The 17621-nt window shown below is 69.0% G+C and carries 13 protein-coding genes; 5 read left to right on the forward strand and 8 right to left on the reverse strand.

Annotated elements, in window-relative coordinates; genetic code table 11:
• Nucleotides 1-519, reverse strand: a complete 519-nt coding sequence (locus OG406_RS15260) for a DinB family protein (protein WP_266616247.1) — start codon at nucleotides 517-519, stop codon at nucleotides 1-3.
• A gap of 292 nt (nucleotides 520-811) precedes the next feature.
• On the opposite strand from OG406_RS15260, the gene OG406_RS15265 reads away from it, so the two are divergent.
• Entirely contained in the window at nucleotides 812-1546 is a 735-nt protein-coding gene (locus OG406_RS15265; RefSeq protein WP_329186210.1) for a class I SAM-dependent methyltransferase, read from the forward strand.
• A gap of 87 nt (nucleotides 1547-1633) precedes the next feature.
• Here OG406_RS15265 and OG406_RS15270 read toward each other — a convergent pair whose 3' ends face one another.
• The 7 genes from OG406_RS15270 to OG406_RS15300 form a co-directional block, all read right to left on the reverse strand.
• Entirely contained in the window at nucleotides 1634-2791 is a 1158-nt protein-coding gene (locus OG406_RS15270) for an ABC transporter ATP-binding protein (RefSeq protein WP_267048446.1), read from the reverse strand.
• A 13-nt stretch (nucleotides 2792-2804) separates the two neighbouring features.
• Complete coding sequence (locus OG406_RS15275; protein ID WP_164372067.1) at nucleotides 2805-3866, reverse strand: ABC transporter ATP-binding protein; 1062 nt, start codon at nucleotides 3864-3866, stop codon at nucleotides 2805-2807.
• Nucleotides 3867-3875: 9 nt separating this feature from the next.
• Complete coding sequence (locus tag OG406_RS15280) at nucleotides 3876-4856, reverse strand: ABC transporter permease (RefSeq protein WP_164372066.1); 981 nt, start codon at nucleotides 4854-4856, stop codon at nucleotides 3876-3878.
• Nucleotides 4857-4951: 95 nt separating this feature from the next.
• Nucleotides 4952-6760 carry an ABC transporter substrate-binding protein gene (locus OG406_RS15285; protein WP_164372065.1) on the reverse strand — a complete coding sequence of 603 codons (1809 nt, stop codon included), beginning with the start codon at nucleotides 6758-6760 and terminating at the stop codon, nucleotides 4952-4954.
• A gap of 150 nt (nucleotides 6761-6910) precedes the next feature.
• The gene (locus OG406_RS15290; protein WP_164372064.1) at nucleotides 6911-7945 is read right to left on the reverse strand and encodes an ABC transporter permease; all 1035 of its coding nucleotides are present in this window, start codon (nucleotides 7943-7945) and stop codon (nucleotides 6911-6913) included.
• Between the two features lie 842 nt (nucleotides 7946-8787).
• The gene (gene typA / locus OG406_RS15295; protein WP_164372063.1) at nucleotides 8788-10695 is read right to left on the reverse strand and encodes a translational GTPase TypA; all 1908 of its coding nucleotides are present in this window, start codon (nucleotides 10693-10695) and stop codon (nucleotides 8788-8790) included.
• 179 nt (nucleotides 10696-10874) lie between these two features.
• The gene (locus OG406_RS15300; protein WP_329186211.1) at nucleotides 10875-13169 is read right to left on the reverse strand and encodes an ABC transporter family substrate-binding protein; all 2295 of its coding nucleotides are present in this window, start codon (nucleotides 13167-13169) and stop codon (nucleotides 10875-10877) included.
• 453 nt (nucleotides 13170-13622) lie between these two features.
• Here OG406_RS15300 and OG406_RS15305 point away from each other — a divergent pair, with 453 nt between their 5' ends.
• Genes OG406_RS15305 through OG406_RS15320 form a run of 4 tightly spaced genes read left to right on the forward strand, consistent with a single transcriptional unit; the run spans nucleotide 13623 to nucleotide 17543 of the window.
• A complete protein-coding gene (locus OG406_RS15305) occupies nucleotides 13623-13946 on the forward strand; it encodes a hypothetical protein (protein WP_329186213.1) in 324 nt (107 codons plus the stop codon).
• A 46-nt stretch (nucleotides 13947-13992) separates the two neighbouring features.
• On the forward strand, nucleotides 13993-14814 hold the full coding sequence (locus OG406_RS15310) for a hypothetical protein (protein WP_329186214.1): 822 nt from the start codon (nucleotides 13993-13995) through the stop codon (nucleotides 14812-14814).
• Nucleotides 14815-14832: 18 nt separating this feature from the next.
• The gene (locus OG406_RS15315; RefSeq protein WP_329186215.1) at nucleotides 14833-16776 is read left to right on the forward strand and encodes a fumarate reductase/succinate dehydrogenase flavoprotein subunit; all 1944 of its coding nucleotides are present in this window, start codon (nucleotides 14833-14835) and stop codon (nucleotides 16774-16776) included.
• A complete protein-coding gene (locus OG406_RS15320; RefSeq protein WP_164372058.1) occupies nucleotides 16773-17543 on the forward strand; it encodes a succinate dehydrogenase/fumarate reductase iron-sulfur subunit in 771 nt (256 codons plus the stop codon). The genes OG406_RS15315 and OG406_RS15320 overlap by 4 nt, the downstream gene beginning before the upstream one ends.
• Nucleotides 17544-17621 lie beyond the last annotated feature (78 nt).

The following is a 17621-nucleotide window of genomic DNA, read 5'->3' on the forward strand; positions in this document are numbered from 1 at the left end:
CTAGTCACCGGTCCGGCCGTCGGCCAGTTCGCGCAGGATGTCGATGTGGCCGTTGTGGCGTGACGTCTCCTCCACGAGATGCAGCAGGATCCAGCGGAGGTCGACGTGCCGGCCGTCCCGGATCGGCCGCTCCGCCTTCGCGTCGAGGTCGTGGTCGGCGACCAGCTTGCGGTAGCGCGCGCTCTGCTCCTCGTACGCGTCGAGGATCTCGGCCGACGGGATGTCGACGGCGATGCGCATCTCGCGGTCGGGGTCCTCGTCCGTCCAGGGCCCCTCGTCCTCCTCACCGAGGAAGACGACCTGGAACCAGTAGTACTCCACCCAGCGCAGGTGGTTCACGACCCCGCTGAGGGTCATCAACGGGGACCCGGGCAGCGGCGCCTTGCGGGCGTCCTCCTCCGAGAGCCCCTCGCACTTGGCGCGGGCGGTGGCGCGGGCGTAGTCGAGGAAGGTGGTCAGCTGGGTACGCTCGTCCCAGGCCGCGGGCGTGTCCGTACGTGTCTGCGAAGTCGAAGTCATCGGGGTGAAGCATCCCGGTCGGGCGGGATGCTGTCGACCGATTAACGGGGCGCCCGGCAGGCCCACTTGCCGCAGACAGACGGCGCAGTGTCCGGGCCCGCCCGGATCCGGATGACGGTCCGGAAAGAGAAGGGTCCAGCCGAACGCGGGTGCTTCACCGGCCAGCTCATCGAGCTCGGCACGGCTCGGCACGTGCAGCCTCTCCAGCCTTGCCAAATCTTCACCTGCTCCAGTGCTGGATTCCTTGGTGATCACTGTTTCGGACGGACCCGATGGCTGAGAGACTGCTGCGATGGCTGATCGTTCGTTCAGTGACGTGTCACTCGCCGCCCTGTACGACCAGCTCAATCCATGGGGGGCCGGCGACGACTTCTATCTGGACCTGGTGATGTCCGCGCGGTCCGTGCTCGATGTCGGGTGCGGGACGGGGCGGCTGTTGGCGAGAGCCCGGGAGGCCGGGCACGGGGGGCGGTTGTGCGGGCTCGATCCCGCCGCGGCGATGCTGGTGCAGGCACGCCGACGGGCCGCCGCCGAGTGGGTGCTCGGGGATCTCGGATCGGCGCGCTGGGAGCGGGAGTTCGACCTCGTGGTGATGACGGGGCACGCGTTCCAGGTGCTGCTCGGCGACGACGAGGTGCGCACCGCGCTGGCCTCCGTACGGCGGGCTCTCGGTGACGGGGGCCGGTTCGTGTTCGAGACGCGCAATCCCGCCGCGCGGGCGTGGGAGACGTGGACGCCCGACCGGGCGCGCGAGGTGAGTGACGCCCGCGGGGGCTTCGTACGGGTCAGCCACCGGGTGGAGGGGCCCGTTCTCGGGGACCGGGTCACGTTCAGCGAGACGTTCGAGCACCCGGACTGGGAGCGGCCCCGGGTCAGCCGCAGCACCCTGCGGTTCCTGGGGGCGGACGCGCTGCGCGGGTTACTCGGGGACGCGGGGTTCGTCGTGCGGGAGCAGTACGGGGACTGGGGCCGGGAGCCGCTGTCCCCCCGCTCCCCCGAGATCATCACCGTCGCCGGCGCCGTCTGAGACACGCGAAGGGGCGGGCCCGGCCCCGAGGCCGGACCCGCCCGCGCACCGATGGGGTGCCACGCGCTCTGTGGGGCCCCTGTCGCGCTACTCGGGGCTCCCCTGGTCGTCCTTCTCCAGCGCGGCCAGCGCGGGGTCGAGGACGATGTCCTCCGCCCGCGCGGCGACCGACGGCTCCTCCGGGAAGTGGCAGGCGGTCAGGTGGCCGTCGGAGTTCCCTCCGAGCCGGACGAGCGGGGGCTCCTCCTGGGCGCACTTGTCCTGCGCCTTCCAGCAGCGGGTGCGGAACCGGCAGCCCGACGGCGGGGAGATGGGCGACGGCACGTCACCCGCGAGCCGGATCCGCTCGCGCCGGGCCTCGCCCGTCCCGTCCAGCTCGACCTCGGGCACCGCGGACAGCAGGGCGTGCGTGTAGGGGTGCCGGGGCCGGGTGTAGATCGACTCCCGGTCGCCGACCTCGATCACCTTGCCGAGGTACATGACCGCGACCCGCTGCGAGAAGTGCCGTACCACCGCGAGGTCGTGGGCGATGAACAGGAACGCGATGCCCATCTCCTTCTGCACCTGCTGAAGGAGGTTGACGACCTGCGCCTGGATGGAGACGTCGAGGGCCGAGACCGGCTCGTCCGCGACGATCAGCTTCGGCTCCAGGGCGAGCGCACGGGCCACGCCGATGCGCTGGCGCTGGCCGCCGGAGAACTCGTGCGGGAAGCGGTTGTAGTGCTCGGGGTTGAGACCGACCGTCTCCAGCAGCTCACGGACGCGCTTCTCCCGGCCGCCCTTCGGGTTGATCCCGTTGACCTCCATGGGACCCGAGATGATCTTGCCGACCGTCTGCCGCGGGTTCAGCGACGAGTACGGGTCCTGGAAGATCATCTGGATCTCGGAGCGGACCGGCGCCAACTGCTTGCGGCTGGCGTGACTGATGTCCTGGCCGCGGTAGGTGATCCGACCGCCGGTGGGTTCGAGGAGCCGGGTGATGAGCCGGCCCGTCGTCGACTTGCCGCAGCCGGACTCGCCGACCAGGCCGAAGCTCTCGCCCACGTGCACGGTCAGGTCGATGCCGTCCACGGCCTGCACGGCGCCGATGGTGCGCCGGATCGGGAAGCCGCCCTTGACCGGGAAGTGCTTGACCAGTTTCTCGACCACCAGCAACGGCTCGTCGGAGCCGCCGTCCGTGGCCGCGCGCGGAGCGGGCAGCGTGGCATCACCCGTCGGGACGTCCTTCGCGACGTCTTCCTTCATGACGCTGTTCTCCCTAACGCAGCCGGGGCTTGATCTGCTCGATGAAAATGGCCTGCTTCTGCTGGGCCGTGAGGTGGCAGGCGCCTCCCCGGCCCGCCGGGAGCAGCGGAAGTTCGTCCACGCAGCGCGTGCCCCCGACCTCGCCCTGGAAGGTGCAGCGGGGGTGGAACCGGCACCCGGACGGCGGCCTCAGCAGGGAGGGGGGCGCGCCGGGGATGGGGGCCAGCGGCACGTCGATGTCCGAGTCGAGGCGCGGCATCGAGTTCAACAGGCCCCAGGTGTAGGGGTGCTGGGGCGACCGGAGCACCTCGCTCACGGAGCCGCGTTCCACCGCCCCGCCCGCGTACATCACCATGATGTCGTCGGCCATGTCGGCGATGACGCCCAGGTCGTGCGTGATGAAGATGATCGCCGAGCCGAACTCCTGCTGGAGGTCCTTCAGGAGGTCGAGGATCTGCGCCTGGACGGTCACGTCGAGCGCGGTGGTCGGCTCGTCGGCGATGAGCAGGTCGGGGTCGCAGACCAGCGCCATGGCGATCATCGCGCGCTGGCGCATACCGCCGGAGAACTGGTGCGGGTAGTCCTTCGCCCGCTCCCTCGGGTTGGGGATGCCGACCTTGCCGAGCATCTCCACGGCCCGGTCCCAGGCCGCCTTCTTCGACGCCCCGGTGTGCTTCATGAACGGCTCGGCGATCTGCCGGCCCACCGTGTAGTACGGGGACAGGGCCGTCAGCGGGTCCTGGAAGATCATCGCGGCCTTGTTGCCGCGCACCTTCTCCAACTCCGACTCGCGGGCGGTGATCAGCTCCTGCCCGTCGAGCACGATCTCGCCCTCGATGGTGGTGAACATCGGGTTGTGCAGGCCGAGGACGGTCAGGTTGGTGACCGACTTGCCGGAGCCCGACTCCCCCACGATGCCGAGGGTCTTGCCCCGTTCGAGGTCGAAGGAGAGCCCGTCGACGGCCTTGACGACGCCGTCCTCGGTCTTGAACCGGACGTACAGGTCACGCACCGAGAGGAAGGCGCCCGAGTCCGCCGGTACGCCGGCACCCGATTCCTTGGTCAGAGTGGTCACGGAGTGCTCCTAGGACAGCCGCACGCGCGGGTCGATGAAGGCGTAGCAGGCATCCACGATGATGTTGAACAGCAGGATCATGGCGGCGGAGAAGAGCATCACGCCCAGCAGCAGCGGAAGGTCGCTGAAGAAGACCGCCTGGACGGCGAGTTGGCCGAGTCCGGGCAGGCCGAACGTGTACTCGGTGATGATCGCGCCGCCGAGCAGCGAGCCGAGGTCGATGCCGAAGATGGTGACGATGGGGATGAGGGAACCGCGCCAGGCGTAGCGGAAGAACACGTACTTGCGTGACATGCCCTTCGCGCGCGCGGTGCGGACGTGCTCCTCCTGGAGCTGCTCGATCATCGACGAGCGCGCCATACGCGTGTACTGCGAGGCGAAGATCGTGGAGAGGATCACCCAGGGGATGACCAGTCCGCTGAACCAGGTCACCGGGTTGGCGGTGAAGTCGTTGTAGGCGGGCTTGGAGAACAGGTGGGTCTGGTAGACGAGCGCCGCCAGCGCCAGCGGGCCCAGGAAGTAGATCTGCATCGAGCTGAGGATCATCGCCCCGGCCGTCACCGTCTTGTCGAAGAGCGTGCCCCGCTTCCAGGCGGAGAACATGCCCGTGCCGAGACCGACGAAGAGGAAGATGACGGCGGCGCCCAGCGTCAGCGAGACGGTGGTGGGCAGCCGGTCCATGAGCGTGCCCCAGACCTGCTCGTTGGTGTGGTACGAGTACCCGAAGCAGGGCGCGGGGCACGGCCCTTGGGTGAAGTCGCTGCTGCCCAGCACGAGGTTGTGCAGGAAGATCCAGTACTGCTCGGGGATCGACTTGTCGAGCCCGAGCACATGGTGGATGTTCTCGAGGTTGGCAGGCGTGCATGTCTTGCCGCACATCAGCAGCCCGGGGTCCCTCGGCATCCCGAAGAACAGCAGGAACGCGACGATACTCAGCAGAAACAGGATGACGACGGCGCCGAGTGAGCGGCGAACGAGGAAGCGCAGCATGACAGGGGCAGCTCTCAGACGTCAGCGGGCCCGGCGGGGCCCGGTGCGTGCCGCTCGTCGAGCGGCAGGTGCACCGGGCCCCGTCAGAGCGACGGTTACTTGACGAACAGGCGACGCGGGTCGACGCCACCGATCACGTCGTCGTAGACCAGGCCGCCGACCTTGGAACCGGCGATCTGAGTCTGCTTGTAGTACGCGGTCGGGACGACGTTGACGATGTCCTTGACCAGGTACTGGTCGACCTTCTCCCACGCGGCCGCGGCCTTGACCGGGTCGGTGATCTTGTTGATGCGGTCGATGTCCGCGTTGACCTTGGGGTCGTTGACCTGCGAGTAGTTCTGCGCGCCGTCGGCGATTCCGCGGCCGTCGTACAGCGGCGGGATCACGGTCGAGGCGGACGGCCAGTCGGCACCCCACGCGGTGTGGAAGATGTCGTAGTTGTTGTCGAGCTTGCTGACCTGGTCGTAGTACGTCTCGGCCGGGATCTCCTGGCGCTGGACGTCGAAGCCGGCCTTCTTCAGACCCGCGGCCATGGCGGTGGAGTACTGCTGGCCCTCGGGGGTGTTGATGTAGCCGAAGGTCAGCTTCATGCCCACCTTGCCCGCTTCCTTCAGCAGGGCCTTGGCCTTGTCCGGGTCACCGGCCGGCTTCTTGCGCTTGCCGAACGGGTCGAACGAGGCGTCGTAGCCGCTGACGGTCGGGCTGATGAGGCCGCCGGCGACCTCCATCGCGTCGTTGCCGCCGAAGGCACGCACGAACGGCGTGATCGGCAGGGCGTAGGCGATGGCCTCGCGGATCTTCTTGTCCTTGAGGGCCGGGTGGCTCATGTTGATGTTCATCTGACCGACGTACGGCTGGAAGCCGGAGACCGTGCGCGCCTTCATCTTCGGGTCGGAGAGGACCTTGGACAGGTTGCCCGCGTCGACCTGGTTGTTGAAGCTGATGCCGGCCTGGTCGGCACCCGAGTCGGCCAGCAGCGTCTTGGTGGACGCCTCGTACTGCTGGTTGAACGTGAAGTTGAACTTGTCCACGTACTGGTGACGGATCGGGTCGGTCTTCGGGTCCCAGTTGGTGTTCTTCACCAGGACCATCGACTTGCCGGACTTGAACGACTGGATCTTGTACGGTCCGGCCGCCACCGGCGCCCGGTCGTACTTCTCCTTGGTGTCACCCTTCGCGGAGACGATCGCGTAGCCCGCCATGGCGAGGGCGTACGGGAGGTCGGCGTGCGGCGACTTGAACTTGAAGACGATGGTCTTGTCGTCCGGCGTCTGCAGGATGCTGTCCGGCAGGTGCTTGCCCTTGTAGGGACCGTCCTTCAGCAGCTTGCGGTAGTCGGCGCCCGGGCTGTCCGCGAGCCACTGCTGGACGTAGGGCGGGCCCTGGTTGATGAACGGCGCGAAGAGGCGCTCCATGGTCTGACGGACGTCCTTGGACGTGATCGGCGTGCCGTCCTGGAACTTGATGCCGTCCTTGAGCGTGTACTTCCAGGTCTTGCCGCCGTCCGTGGTGGTACCGGAGTCGGTGGCGAGGTCGCCGACGACCTCGTGCTTGGAACCGTCGTCGCTCGTGGCCTTGTAGCCGGTCAGACCGCGGTGGAGCAGTGTCGCGAGGGAACCCTCGTCGGACACGTAGATCTGGCCCGGGTCCAGGTGCGCGTAGCTGTCACGCTGGAGGACCTCCATCGTGCCGCCGCTCTTCGCGCCGGGGACCTCGGCCGCGGGGCCGGTGGAGTCGGCCGCGTCGCCGAACTTGATCGACGCCTGCTGCCGCTGCGCGTTCTCCTTGTCCTTCTTGTTGTCGTCCTTGCTGTCGCTGCCGCCCTTGCTGCAACCGGTGAGCACGAGAGCTCCCGCCGCGAGCACGGAGATCGCGGCGTATGCGTGGCGTCCGCCCCTACTCATCACTCAGATTCCTACCCATCTGTGTATCACCAGTGCGAACAAGTGCACCTGCGGTGCTGGTGAGTCGCTTTTGGTCGACCAGTGAAGTGCCGTTGATGTGCTGTGGAAGTGCCGTTCGAAATCGGGGCGAAGGCGCCCACAACTCTGTGGTCAGCGAGCCGTCTTGGGATCGAAGGCGTCCCTGACCGAATCCCCGAGCAGGTTGAACGCGACGACGAAGATGATCATCGAGATGCCCGGGAAGAACATGTAGGTGATGTCGTTCTGCAGGACGAGTTCGGTCGAGGCCTTGGAGAACATCTGTCCCCAGTCGGGCGTCGGTTCGACGATGCCGACACCGAGGAACGACAGGCCCGCCTCGATCGTCACGAAGTTCGGGAGCAGGTAGGTGGCCTGCACGAGGAGCGGTGTCACCACGTTGGGCAGCACCTCCTTGCGGATGATCCGCCAGGGGGGCGCGCCGCTCACCTTGGCCGCCTCGATGAACTCCCGTTCCCGCAGGGCGAGTGCGGTGCCGCGCAGGATGCGGGCCAGACTCATCCAGCCGAGCACCCACTGGACCGCGATCAGCGCGACCACGCGGACGTAGGTGGGTGTCTCGTCGCGGGGACTCACGAAGAGCGAGACCACGACGGGCATGCTCGCGATGAAGAAGAGCTGCGAGGGGAAGGCCAGCAGGAAGTCGATGACGCGGCTGATGCCGTAGTCGACCTTGCCGCCGATGTAGCCGGCGGTGACTCCCAGCAGGATGCCGGTGATCACGACCGCGATCGTGACCGCCACGGAGATCATCAGCGAGGTCCGGATGCCGAAGATCAGCTTGGTGAAGACGTCGTAGCCGTTGCCCGGCTCCAGGCCGAACCAGAACTCGCTGCTGATACCGCCGTTGGGCTGGATCGGCACGCCGGCGCTGTCGAAGAGCTCGGGACGCTCGTCCGCGTACACGGTGTACGGGTTCTTGCCGTACAGCTTGCCGATCAGCGGTGCGAGGAGCGCGATCAGGAAGTAGAACCCCACGACATAGGCGGAGATGACCCCCGAGCGGTCCCGCTTGAAGCGGATCCACATCAACTGGCCGGGAGACCGGCCGACGAGCTGGTCGGCCTCGGGTTGCGCGGCCGCCACCTGCCCGTCGTCCACGGCGACCGGTCCAGCGCCGTCCTCAGTCTCGATAGGACTCGTCACAATTCGCCCATTCCGCAAGTGTGGGTGTGCCGTACCCGGACGCGGCCGGTCCGCCGGAGCGGAAGAGGCTGCGCCGAGTCGGCGGCCGTCACCTGGTGTGCCAGGCCGCCGTTCGGTTGAGAAGAGACGTCAATTACCCGGTCGCCGACCGGAACTCCCAGTCGGACGCGCGTAGTTGGAACCACATCGGGGTCCGCCGCCAAGAACGGGGAACCGGGTGGTGCTCAGCGACGCACCGGGCCGGGCGGGTGCCCGGGCCGCGGCGTCAGCGCACGCGGGCACAGAGGCGTGATCGGAACTCCGCCTCGTCGCGGATCGCGGGGGACGATGTGACCCACATGGTGCTGGTGACACCGCACATGGGTACCTCCTCATGACTCAACCGGTGCACGGACAGGAGGGGCACTGCTGACCTCCGACACCCCTGACGGAGGATCAAGCACCCCACTGTGCTCGTGAGTCGGCACTGTCCCCACAGCGCATGACCCATTGACCCGAGCGTTACGCGGCTAACTATCTGACATGAGCCAGATAACCGACCACAGCCTTTAGGTCTCGGTTCCATCACAGCTACCGCGTACATCTTCCAAAATCTGGACAAAATGATCCGCCGGAGAAGCCCCCGAAACGGACGTGTTACATGCGTATCGGTCGAGGGGCTCCGCATTTCGGACATGGCGGGGCGGAAAACGGGTTGCAAAAAGCCCGGGTGCCCCCATGCTTGGGGGCACCCGGGCTCGGTTGCCGGTGGATCCACGCGTCACGACGGGCGGATCGGCCCGTCCCGGCCGGCCGGCTCAGCGGCGGCGCGGCGGGTCGGACAGGGCGCTACGGCCGGTGGATCAGCCGTGCTTGGCGCGGCTCGCGGAGCGACCGCGCTCCTTCTGGTCCAGGACGACCTTGCGGATGCGAACGGCCTCCGGGGTCACCTCGACGCACTCGTCGTCGCGGCAGAACTCCAGGGACTGCTCCAGCGAGAGCTTGCGCGGCGGAACGATCGCCTCGAACGAGTCGGCCGCGGCCGACCGCATGTTCGTGAGCTTCTTCTCCTTGGTGATGTTCACGTCCATGTCGTCGGCGCGCGAGTTCTCGCCGACGATCATGCCCTCGTACACCTCGGTGCCGGGGTCGGTGAACAGCACGCCACGCTCCTGGAGATTCGTCATCGCGAACGCGGTGACGGCTCCGGAGCGGTCGGCGACGAGCGAGCCGTTGTTACGGGTCGTCAGGGTGCCGAACCAGGGCTCGTGGCCCTCGTGGATCGAGTGGGCGATGCCCGTGCCGCGCGTGCCGGTCAGGAACTCCGTACGGAAGCCGATGAGGCCGCGGGACGGGACGACGAACTCCAGACGGACCCAGCCGGAGCCGTGGTTCGACATGTTGTCCATCCGGCCCTTGCGGACGCCCATGAGCTGCGTGACCGCGCCCATGTGCTCCTCGGGGACGTCGATCGTCATGCGCTCGACCGGCTCGTGCACCTTGCCGTCGACGATCTGGGTGACGACCTGCGGCTTGCCGATGGTCAGCTCGAAGCCCTCACGGCGCATCTGCTCGACCAGGATGGCGAGCGCGAGCTCACCACGGCCCTGGACCTCCCACGCGTCCGGACGCTCGGTGTCGAGCACGCGCAGCGAGACGTTACCGATCAGCTCGCGGTCGAGGCGGTCCTTGACCTGGCGGGCGGTGACCTTGCGGTCCTTGACCGCGGCCTTGGCGTCCGCGCCCTTGCCGGTCGCACCGCGGCCGACCATCGGAGAGGTGTTCGTGCCGATGGTCATGGAGATCGCCGGCTCGTCGACCGTGATCAGCGGCAGCGCGATCGGGTTCTCGGGGTCGGCGAGGGTCTCGCCGATCATGATGTCCGGGATGCCGGCGACGGCACAGATGTCACCGGGGCCCGCCTTCTCGGCGGGCTTGCGGGTGAGCGCCTCGGTCATCAGCAGCTCGGTGATGCGGACGTTCGCCATGGTGCCGTCGCGCTTGATCCACGTGACGTTCTGGCCCTTGCGCAGCTCACCCTGCTCGACACGGAGCAGCGCGATACGGCCGAGGAAGTTGTCGGCGTCCAGGTTGGTGACGTGGGCCTGGAGCGGCGCGGTCTCGTCGTAGGACGGGGCCGGGACCGATTCGAGGATCGTCGTGAAGAACGGCTCCAGGCTGTCGCTGTCGGCCGGGACGGTGCCGTCCTCCGGCTTGGTCAGCGAGGCCACGCCGTCACGCGCACACGCGTAGACGATCGGGAACTCGATCTGGTCCTCGTCGGCGTCGAGGTCGAGGAAGAGGTCGTACGCCTCGTTCACGACCTCGTCGATCCGCGCGTCCGGGCGGTCCGTCTTGTTGATGCACAGGATGACGGGGAGCCGGGCGTGCAGCGCTTTGCGCAGCACGAAGCGGGTCTGGGGCAGCGGGCCCTCGGAGGCGTCGACGAGCAGCACGACCGCGTCCACCATCGACAGGCCGCGCTCGACCTCACCACCGAAGTCGGCGTGGCCGGGGGTGTCGATGATGTTGATCGTGATGGCCTCGCCGCCATCCTTCGGGTGGTACTTGACCGCCGTGTTCTTCGCCAGGATCGTGATGCCCTTCTCACGTTCCAGGTCGTTCGAGTCCATCATGCGGTCGTCGAGCGACTCGGCGGCGTGCGCGGCGAAGGCACCGGCCTGCTTGAGCATGGCGTCGACCAGAGTGGTCTTGCCGTGGTCGACGTGGGCGACGATGGCGACGTTGCGGATGTCGTGGCGCGTGGCCATATTGAGGCGCTTCTCCCGGAGTGAGTGGACGGCCTCCGCGTCGCGGGGCCTGCCGGGCTGAACACGCCACGGCCTTACCCCATCGTACGTGGCCCTGGCGGAGGCAACCTCCGCAGGGCCACGGGGGGCGGGTCCGCGCGGGCCCGCCGCATGGCGGGCCCGCGCGGTTCATCCGCAGGTCATCCGGTCTTCGACGGGCTCGCCACGGGGTGCGCGCCCTTCTTCAGGAAGCCCATGTCCTCGTACACCGGGGTCTGGAAACCGAAGGCTCCGGCGTTGGCGAGACCGGTGCGGACGGCGGTCAGCTGGGGGCGCTGGTAGAGGGGGATGGAACCGGCCGCGGCCCAGATGCGGGCGTCGGCCTTGCGGACCAGGGAGCGCTCCTCGCCCTCGTCCAGCGTCGAGAGCGCCTGGTCGAACAGCTGGTCGACCTGGTCGGTGCCGACGCGGGTGTAGTTCTGCTCCACGCTCAGCGAGCCGTCGGCCGCCGGGACGGGCTTGGAGTAGATCGGGCGGGCGTCGGTGGCCGGGTAGGCGGACCCGGGCCACGAGTACAGCGCCAGGTCGTACTGGCCCGAGGCGATGTGGTCCTTGAAGTAGCTCGCGTCGGACACCTTGGAGATGTCCGTGCGGATGCCGATGCGCTGCAGCATCTGCGCGATCCTGTCGGCGACGGCCCGCAGCGACTCGGAGCCCTGTCCGGAGGGCAGGACGAAGCGGAGCGTCAGCGGCTTGCCGTCCTTGGCGAGCGCGCCCGACGCGGCACCGGCGGGTGCGGCCGTGCCCTTCGGGGCGTACGCGCCCTGGGCCCCGCCCTGCTTGGCGTACTGCTTGCCGGCCTGCTGCTCGTCCGCCTGGATGCCGGACTGCGCGCTGGTCCGCTCGTGCGCGCCGGTGTGGTCCTTGGGGTCCTTCCGCAGGTCCCGGTCGGCCTCGGACGGCTTGTTGTCCTCGCCGACGATGTACGTCCCGTCGTCGCCCGGGCTGTCGTCCGTGTCGGCCTTCTTGCCCTTGGACCCGGCGGCCTTCTCCGTCTTCTTCTGCTCGGTGACCGGTCCGCCGGGCACCCACCCGGCGTCCGCGAGGAGCGCCCGTGCCTCGGCGGTGTCCTGGCCGCCGAGCGCGCCGCTGTTGTCGGAGTAGGCCGCCTGCCCGATGAGGGCGAGGTGGCTGCCGACCGGCTCGGCGGGCAGGCCCAGCGGCTTCAGGACCACCTTGGCCAGTTCCTTGCGGTCCAGGGCGCGGGCCACGGCGCGGCGGACCCGCTCGTCGGCCAGGGGGCCCTCGGAACCGTTGAGGGCGAGCTGGGTGTAGGCGGGTTCGAGGGACTTGCGCACGACGAAGGCGCTCAGCGCGGCCTGCTGGTCCGCGGCCTTCGCCTTGCTCCCCTCGGCGCCGCTGGTGTCCTTCTCGTCGCCGTCCGAGGACTCGTCGCTGTCGCTGTCGCTCTCGCGCTTGCTCTTGCCGTCGTCCCGGGCCTTCTCGTCCTTGCTCTTTCCGGTCTTCTCGCCGGAGTCGTCCTTATCGCCCTTGTCCCGCCCGGTTCCCGGAGACTGCGTGCCGGTGGCGGACGCGCCCTTCAGCGGGCCGGACCTGCCGCGGGCCGCGGTGATGCGCTCGGCGTCCGCGGGGTCGATCTCGGCCATGTCCAGCTCGTCGGCGGCGAGCGCGGTGGCCCGCTTGTCCCGGGCCACGGCCACCAGGTCGATCTCCGACAGCTTGGTGGGGCTGCCCCACCAGCGCGGATTGCGGGTGAGCTGGACCTGGCCGCCCTTCACGTCGACCTTCTTCACCGCGAAGGGGCCCGCGGAGACCTTGAGCTTGCGCCGGGCTCCGTCGTTGAAGGAGTCCGCGGTGCCCATGACGCTCTTCGGGTACAGCGGCGAGAAGAGTGACTTCCAGTCGGCGTAGGGCCGCGCGAAGGTGACCCGGACCTCCAGGTTGTTCTTGCCCCGCTCGATCTTCTCGATGCGGTCGTAGCCCGCGTTGCGGGCCGTCCAGTACGCGGCATCCTTGCCGGACAGGGCGCGCCACTGGGCGGCGAAGTCGGCGGCGCCGATCTCGCGCCCGTCGCTCCAGACGGCCTGCTGGTTGAGCTTGTACAGCACCACTTGCTTGGGCTCGGTGCCGACGACCTTGGCCGACTCCAGGTAGGCGGGGTTGATCTGCGGCCGCCCGTTCGCGTCGAGCCGGTACATCGAGGGCAGGACGGCGCCGGCGACCCGGGAGGTGGCCGCGTCCGCGTCCGCCTGGAACGCGTTCAGCGTCTCCGGGACCGCGTCCACCGCCCAGCGCAGGGTGCCGCCGTCGGCGACCTGGTCTCGGGACGCGGGAGCGATGTCCTGCGCGGCCGCCGGCCTGTCCCCCTCGTCGTCCGCGCTGCAGGCGGAGAGAAGGGGTACCGCGAGCACGCCCGCGGTGAGGAATGCGGCCGAGCGCATCACCGCGCGCAGTCCGACGCCGTCGTGGGACATCACTGCAACCTCCGGGGGACGCTCCGCTGTCTGGGGCACGTACTGCTTCTGATCACCATTGGGCTTATTTGGAGCTGATCAGATCTATGCGCCCACTGAAGGCGAGTGAAGGCCGCCGGAGGGGGCGACACGGCGGCAGCGGAGCGGAACCCCACCCGTGCGGCGCAATCCCGGGCCCGGCGCCCTAGGGGCACGGCCGCTGCGCGGGGCCGGACACCCGCCCGCATGGAGCGCCGGCCCTCGGCGCGGGTCCCTGACGGGGGGCGCGCGGATCGTCCGCGGGGCGCGCGGACCGGCGCACGGGGGAAGACCGCCGCGCGCACGGCGCGATCTCGCACGGATGAGCCCTCAATCCGTGCACACGCCTTCACACGGGTGTGTGTGACGCGCAACACTCGCAGGCGCATGAACGTTGCCGCCTGGGGCCACGGGGCCCGGAAGTGAGGGCAAGTCATGTCCGTGCACGACGACCTGACAACGGTCCAGCGCTGCCTCGACGACCTGCTGCGGTCGGTGCGACGCCTGGAACAGGACCTGGGCACCGGCCTGGAGATGCGCCGCGTCCGCACCGACGCCGACCACCTGCGCGAGAGCGTCGCGCTGCTGCGCGAGGCGAGCGCGTCCCCGGCCCGGCTCCCGGCCGTCCCCGGACCGGCGGGACCCGCGTCCGGGCCACGGCCCGACCTGGTGCGGATCCCCGACACCCCGTACGACAGCTCGCTGTGGACCGACTCCGACGACGAGGGTCTCGGCTCCTCCCACGGTCCCACCCACTGAGCGCCCTCGACACCGGCGCGCCCCCGAACCCGACCGGAGTGCGAAGTTGGCCACTGGTACGGAACCCCATCTGAACAGCGGCGGTGTACGCGCCGGTACGCGCGCCGCGATCGCCGCACCGCATCTGCGCACCGACCGCTGGTGGCTGGCACCCGCCGTCACCGCCGCCGGGCTGCTCGCCTTCATCGTGTACTCGACGTGGCGGGCCTTCGCGGACACGGACTACTACGCGGCGCCGTACGTCTCGCCGTTCTACTCGCCCTGTCTGGCGGAGCGGTGCAGGACGATGCACGCCGGGCCGAACGCGGACCTCTTCGGGAGCTGGTGGGGCATCTCGCCCGCCATCATCATCCTGGTCTTCCCGCTCGGGTTCCGGCTGACCTGCTACTACTACCGCAAGGCCTACTACCGCGGCTTCTGGGCCAGCCCACCGGCCTGCGCGGTCGCCGAGCCGCACAAGAAGTACTCCGGCGAGACCCGCTTCCCGCTGATCCTCCAGAACATCCACCGGTACTTCTTCTACGCGGCCCTCGTCGTCGCCGGCATCCTCACGTACGACACCGTGCTGTCGTTCCGCGACGAGCACTACGCCTGGGGCCACATGGGCCTCGGCTCGCTGGTGTTCCTCGCCAACATCACGCTGATCTGGGCGTACACCCTGTCCTGCCACTCCTGCCGGCACATCGTCGGCGGGAAGCTGAAGCACTTCTCCCGGCATCCCGTGCGCTACCGGATGTGGCAGTGGGTCGGGAAGCTGAACGCCCGTCACATGCAGCTGGCCTGGGCCTCGTTGATCAGCGTGGCGGTGGCCGACCTCTACGTGTACCTCGTCGCGTCCGGCGCCTTCGACGATCCGCGCTTCTTCTAGATTGGGTGGAGCCCCCTGATGTCCGTGGTCGACCGACAGGAGTGGGACGTCGTCGTGGTCGGTGCCGGTGGCGCCGGACTGCGTGCCGCGATCGAGGCACGCGAGCGCGGCGCCCGTACGGCGGTGATCTGCAAGTCGCTGTTCGGCAAGGCCCACACGGTGATGGCCGAGGGCGGCATCGCGGCCGCCATGGGCAACGTGAACTCCGGCGACAACTGGCAGGTCCACTTCCGCGACACCATGCGCGGCGGCAAGTTCCTCAACCAGTGGCGGATGGCCGAGCTGCACGCCCGCGAGGCACCCGACCGGGTCTGGGAGCTGGAGACCTGGGGCGCCCTCTTCGACCGCACGAAGGACGGGCGGATCTCCCAGCGCAACTTCGGCGGCCACGAGTACCCGCGCCTCGCGCACGTCGGCGACCGCACCGGGCTCGAACTGATCCGCACGCTCCAGCAGAAGATCGTGTCCCTCCAGCAGGAGGACATGCGGGAGACCGGCGACTACGAGTCCCGCCTGAAGATCTATCAGGAGTGCACCGTCACCCGGATCCTCAAGGACGGGCAGCGGGTGTCCGGGACCTTCTGCTACGAGCGCGAGTCGGGCCGCTTCTTCGTCCTCGAAGCACCCTCCGTGGTGATCGCCACCGGCGGCATCGGCAAGTCCTTCAAGGTGACGTCCAACTCGTGGGAGTACACCGGCGACGGGCACGCGCTCGCGCTGCTCGCCGGGGCACCGCTGCTCAACATGGAGTTCGTGCAGTTCCACCCGACCGGCATGGTCTGGCCGCCGTCCGTCAAGGGCATCCTCGTCACCGAGTCGGTCCGCGGCGACGGCGGGGTGCTGCGCAACTCCGACGGAAAACGCTTCATGTTCGACTACATCCCGGACGTCTTCAAGGAGAAGTACGCGCAGTCGGAGGAGGAGGGCGACCGCTGGTACGAGGACCCGGACCACAACCGGCGCCCACCGGAACTGCTCCCCCGCGACGAGGTCGCGCGGGCCATCAACTCCGAGGTGAAGGCCGGTCGCGGATCGCCGCACGGCGGGGTCTTCCTCGACGTGTCGACCCGGATGCCCGCCGAGGTGATCCGGCGCCGACTCCCCTCCATGTACCACCAGTTCAAGGAGCTGGCCGACGTCGACATCACGGCCGAGGCGATGGAGGTCGGGCCCACCTGCCACTACGTGATGGGCGGCATCGCGGTCGACTCGGACACGGCGGCGGCGCGCGGCGTCCCCGGCCTGTTCGCGGCCGGCGAGGTCGCGGGCGGCATGCACGGCTCCAACCGGCTCGGCGGCAACTCCCTCTCCGACCTGCTGGTGTTCGGGCGGCGCGCGGGACAGCACGCCGCCGCGTACGCGGCCAGGCACACCGGCGACCGTCCCCCCGTGGACGAGGTCCAGGTCGACACGGCCGCCGCGGAGGCGCTGCGGCCCTTCTCGGCGGAGGGCCCGGTACCCGGCGAGGACAACGGCCGCCCGCCCGAGAACCCGTACACCCTGCACCAGGAGCTCCAGCAGGCCATGAACGACCTGGTCGGCATCATCCGGCGCGAGGCCGAGATGGAGCAGGCGCTGGAGAAGCTCGCCGACCTGCGGGTCCGGGCACGCAGGGCCGGCGTCGAGGGGCACCGGCAGTTCAACCCGGGCTGGCATCTCGCCCTCGACCTGCGCAACATGCTGCTCGTCAGCGAGTGCGTGGCCAGGGCGGCGCTGGAGCGCACGGAGTCCCGCGGCGGGCACACCCGTGAGGACCATCCCGCGATGGAGCGCGTCTGGCGCCGCGCCAACCTGCTGTGCCGGCTCACCGACCCCAGCGGCGGACTGGCCGCCACCGATCCCGTCCGCGGCCAGATCGATCTCACCCACGAGGACACCGAACCCATCCGTCCCGACCTGCTCGCCCTCTTCGAGAAGGAGGAGCTGGTCAAGTACCTCGCCGATGAGGAGCTCTACGAGTGAGCAGCTATGAGGCCCGCTTCAAGGTGTGGCGCGGGGACGTGAAGGGCGGCGGCCTGAAGGACTTCGAGGTCGAGGTCAACGACGGCGAGGTGGTGCTCGACATCATCCACCGGCTCCAGGCGACGCAGGCCCCCGACCTCGCGGTGCGCTGGAACTGCAAGGCCGGCAAGTGCGGTTCGTGCTCCGCGGAGGTCAACGGCCGGCCGCGGCTGCTGTGCATGACACGGATGTCGGTGTTCACCCGGGAGGAGACGATCACCGTCACCCCGCTCCGCGCGTTCCCCGTCGTACGGGACCTGGTGACCGACGTCGGCTTCAACTACGCCAAGGCGCGCGAGGTCCCGGCCTTCGTGCCGCCCGCGGACGTCGGGCCCGGCGAGTACCGGATGATGCAGGAGGACGTCGACCGCTCGCAGGAGTTCCGCAAGTGCATCGAGTGCTTCCTCTGCCAGGACACCTGCCATGTCGTCCGTGACCACGAGGAGAACAAGCCGGCGTTCGCGGGTCCCCGGTTCCTGATGCGGGTGGCCGAACTCGACATGCATCCGCTGGACGCGGCGGCGGACTCCGGACTGGACCGCAAACGCACGGCCCAGGAAGAACACGGCCTCGGCTACTGCAACATCACCAAGTGCTGCACCGAGGTCTGCCCGGAGGGCATCAAGATCACGGACAACGCGCTGATCCCGCTGAAGGAACGAGCCGTCGACCGCAAGTACGACCCGTTGGTCTGGCTGGGCTCGAAGATCGGGCGGCGGCGGGGCTGAGGCCGCGCCGGACGCTTCCCGGCGCGAGAGCCAGGTCGGGGCGGGGAACGACTCCCCGCCCCTGACGTCCACGCCGTA

It is taken from the genome of Streptomyces sp. NBC_01428 (assembly GCF_036231965.1).
GTDB lineage: Bacteria > Actinomycetota > Actinomycetes > Streptomycetales > Streptomycetaceae > Streptomyces.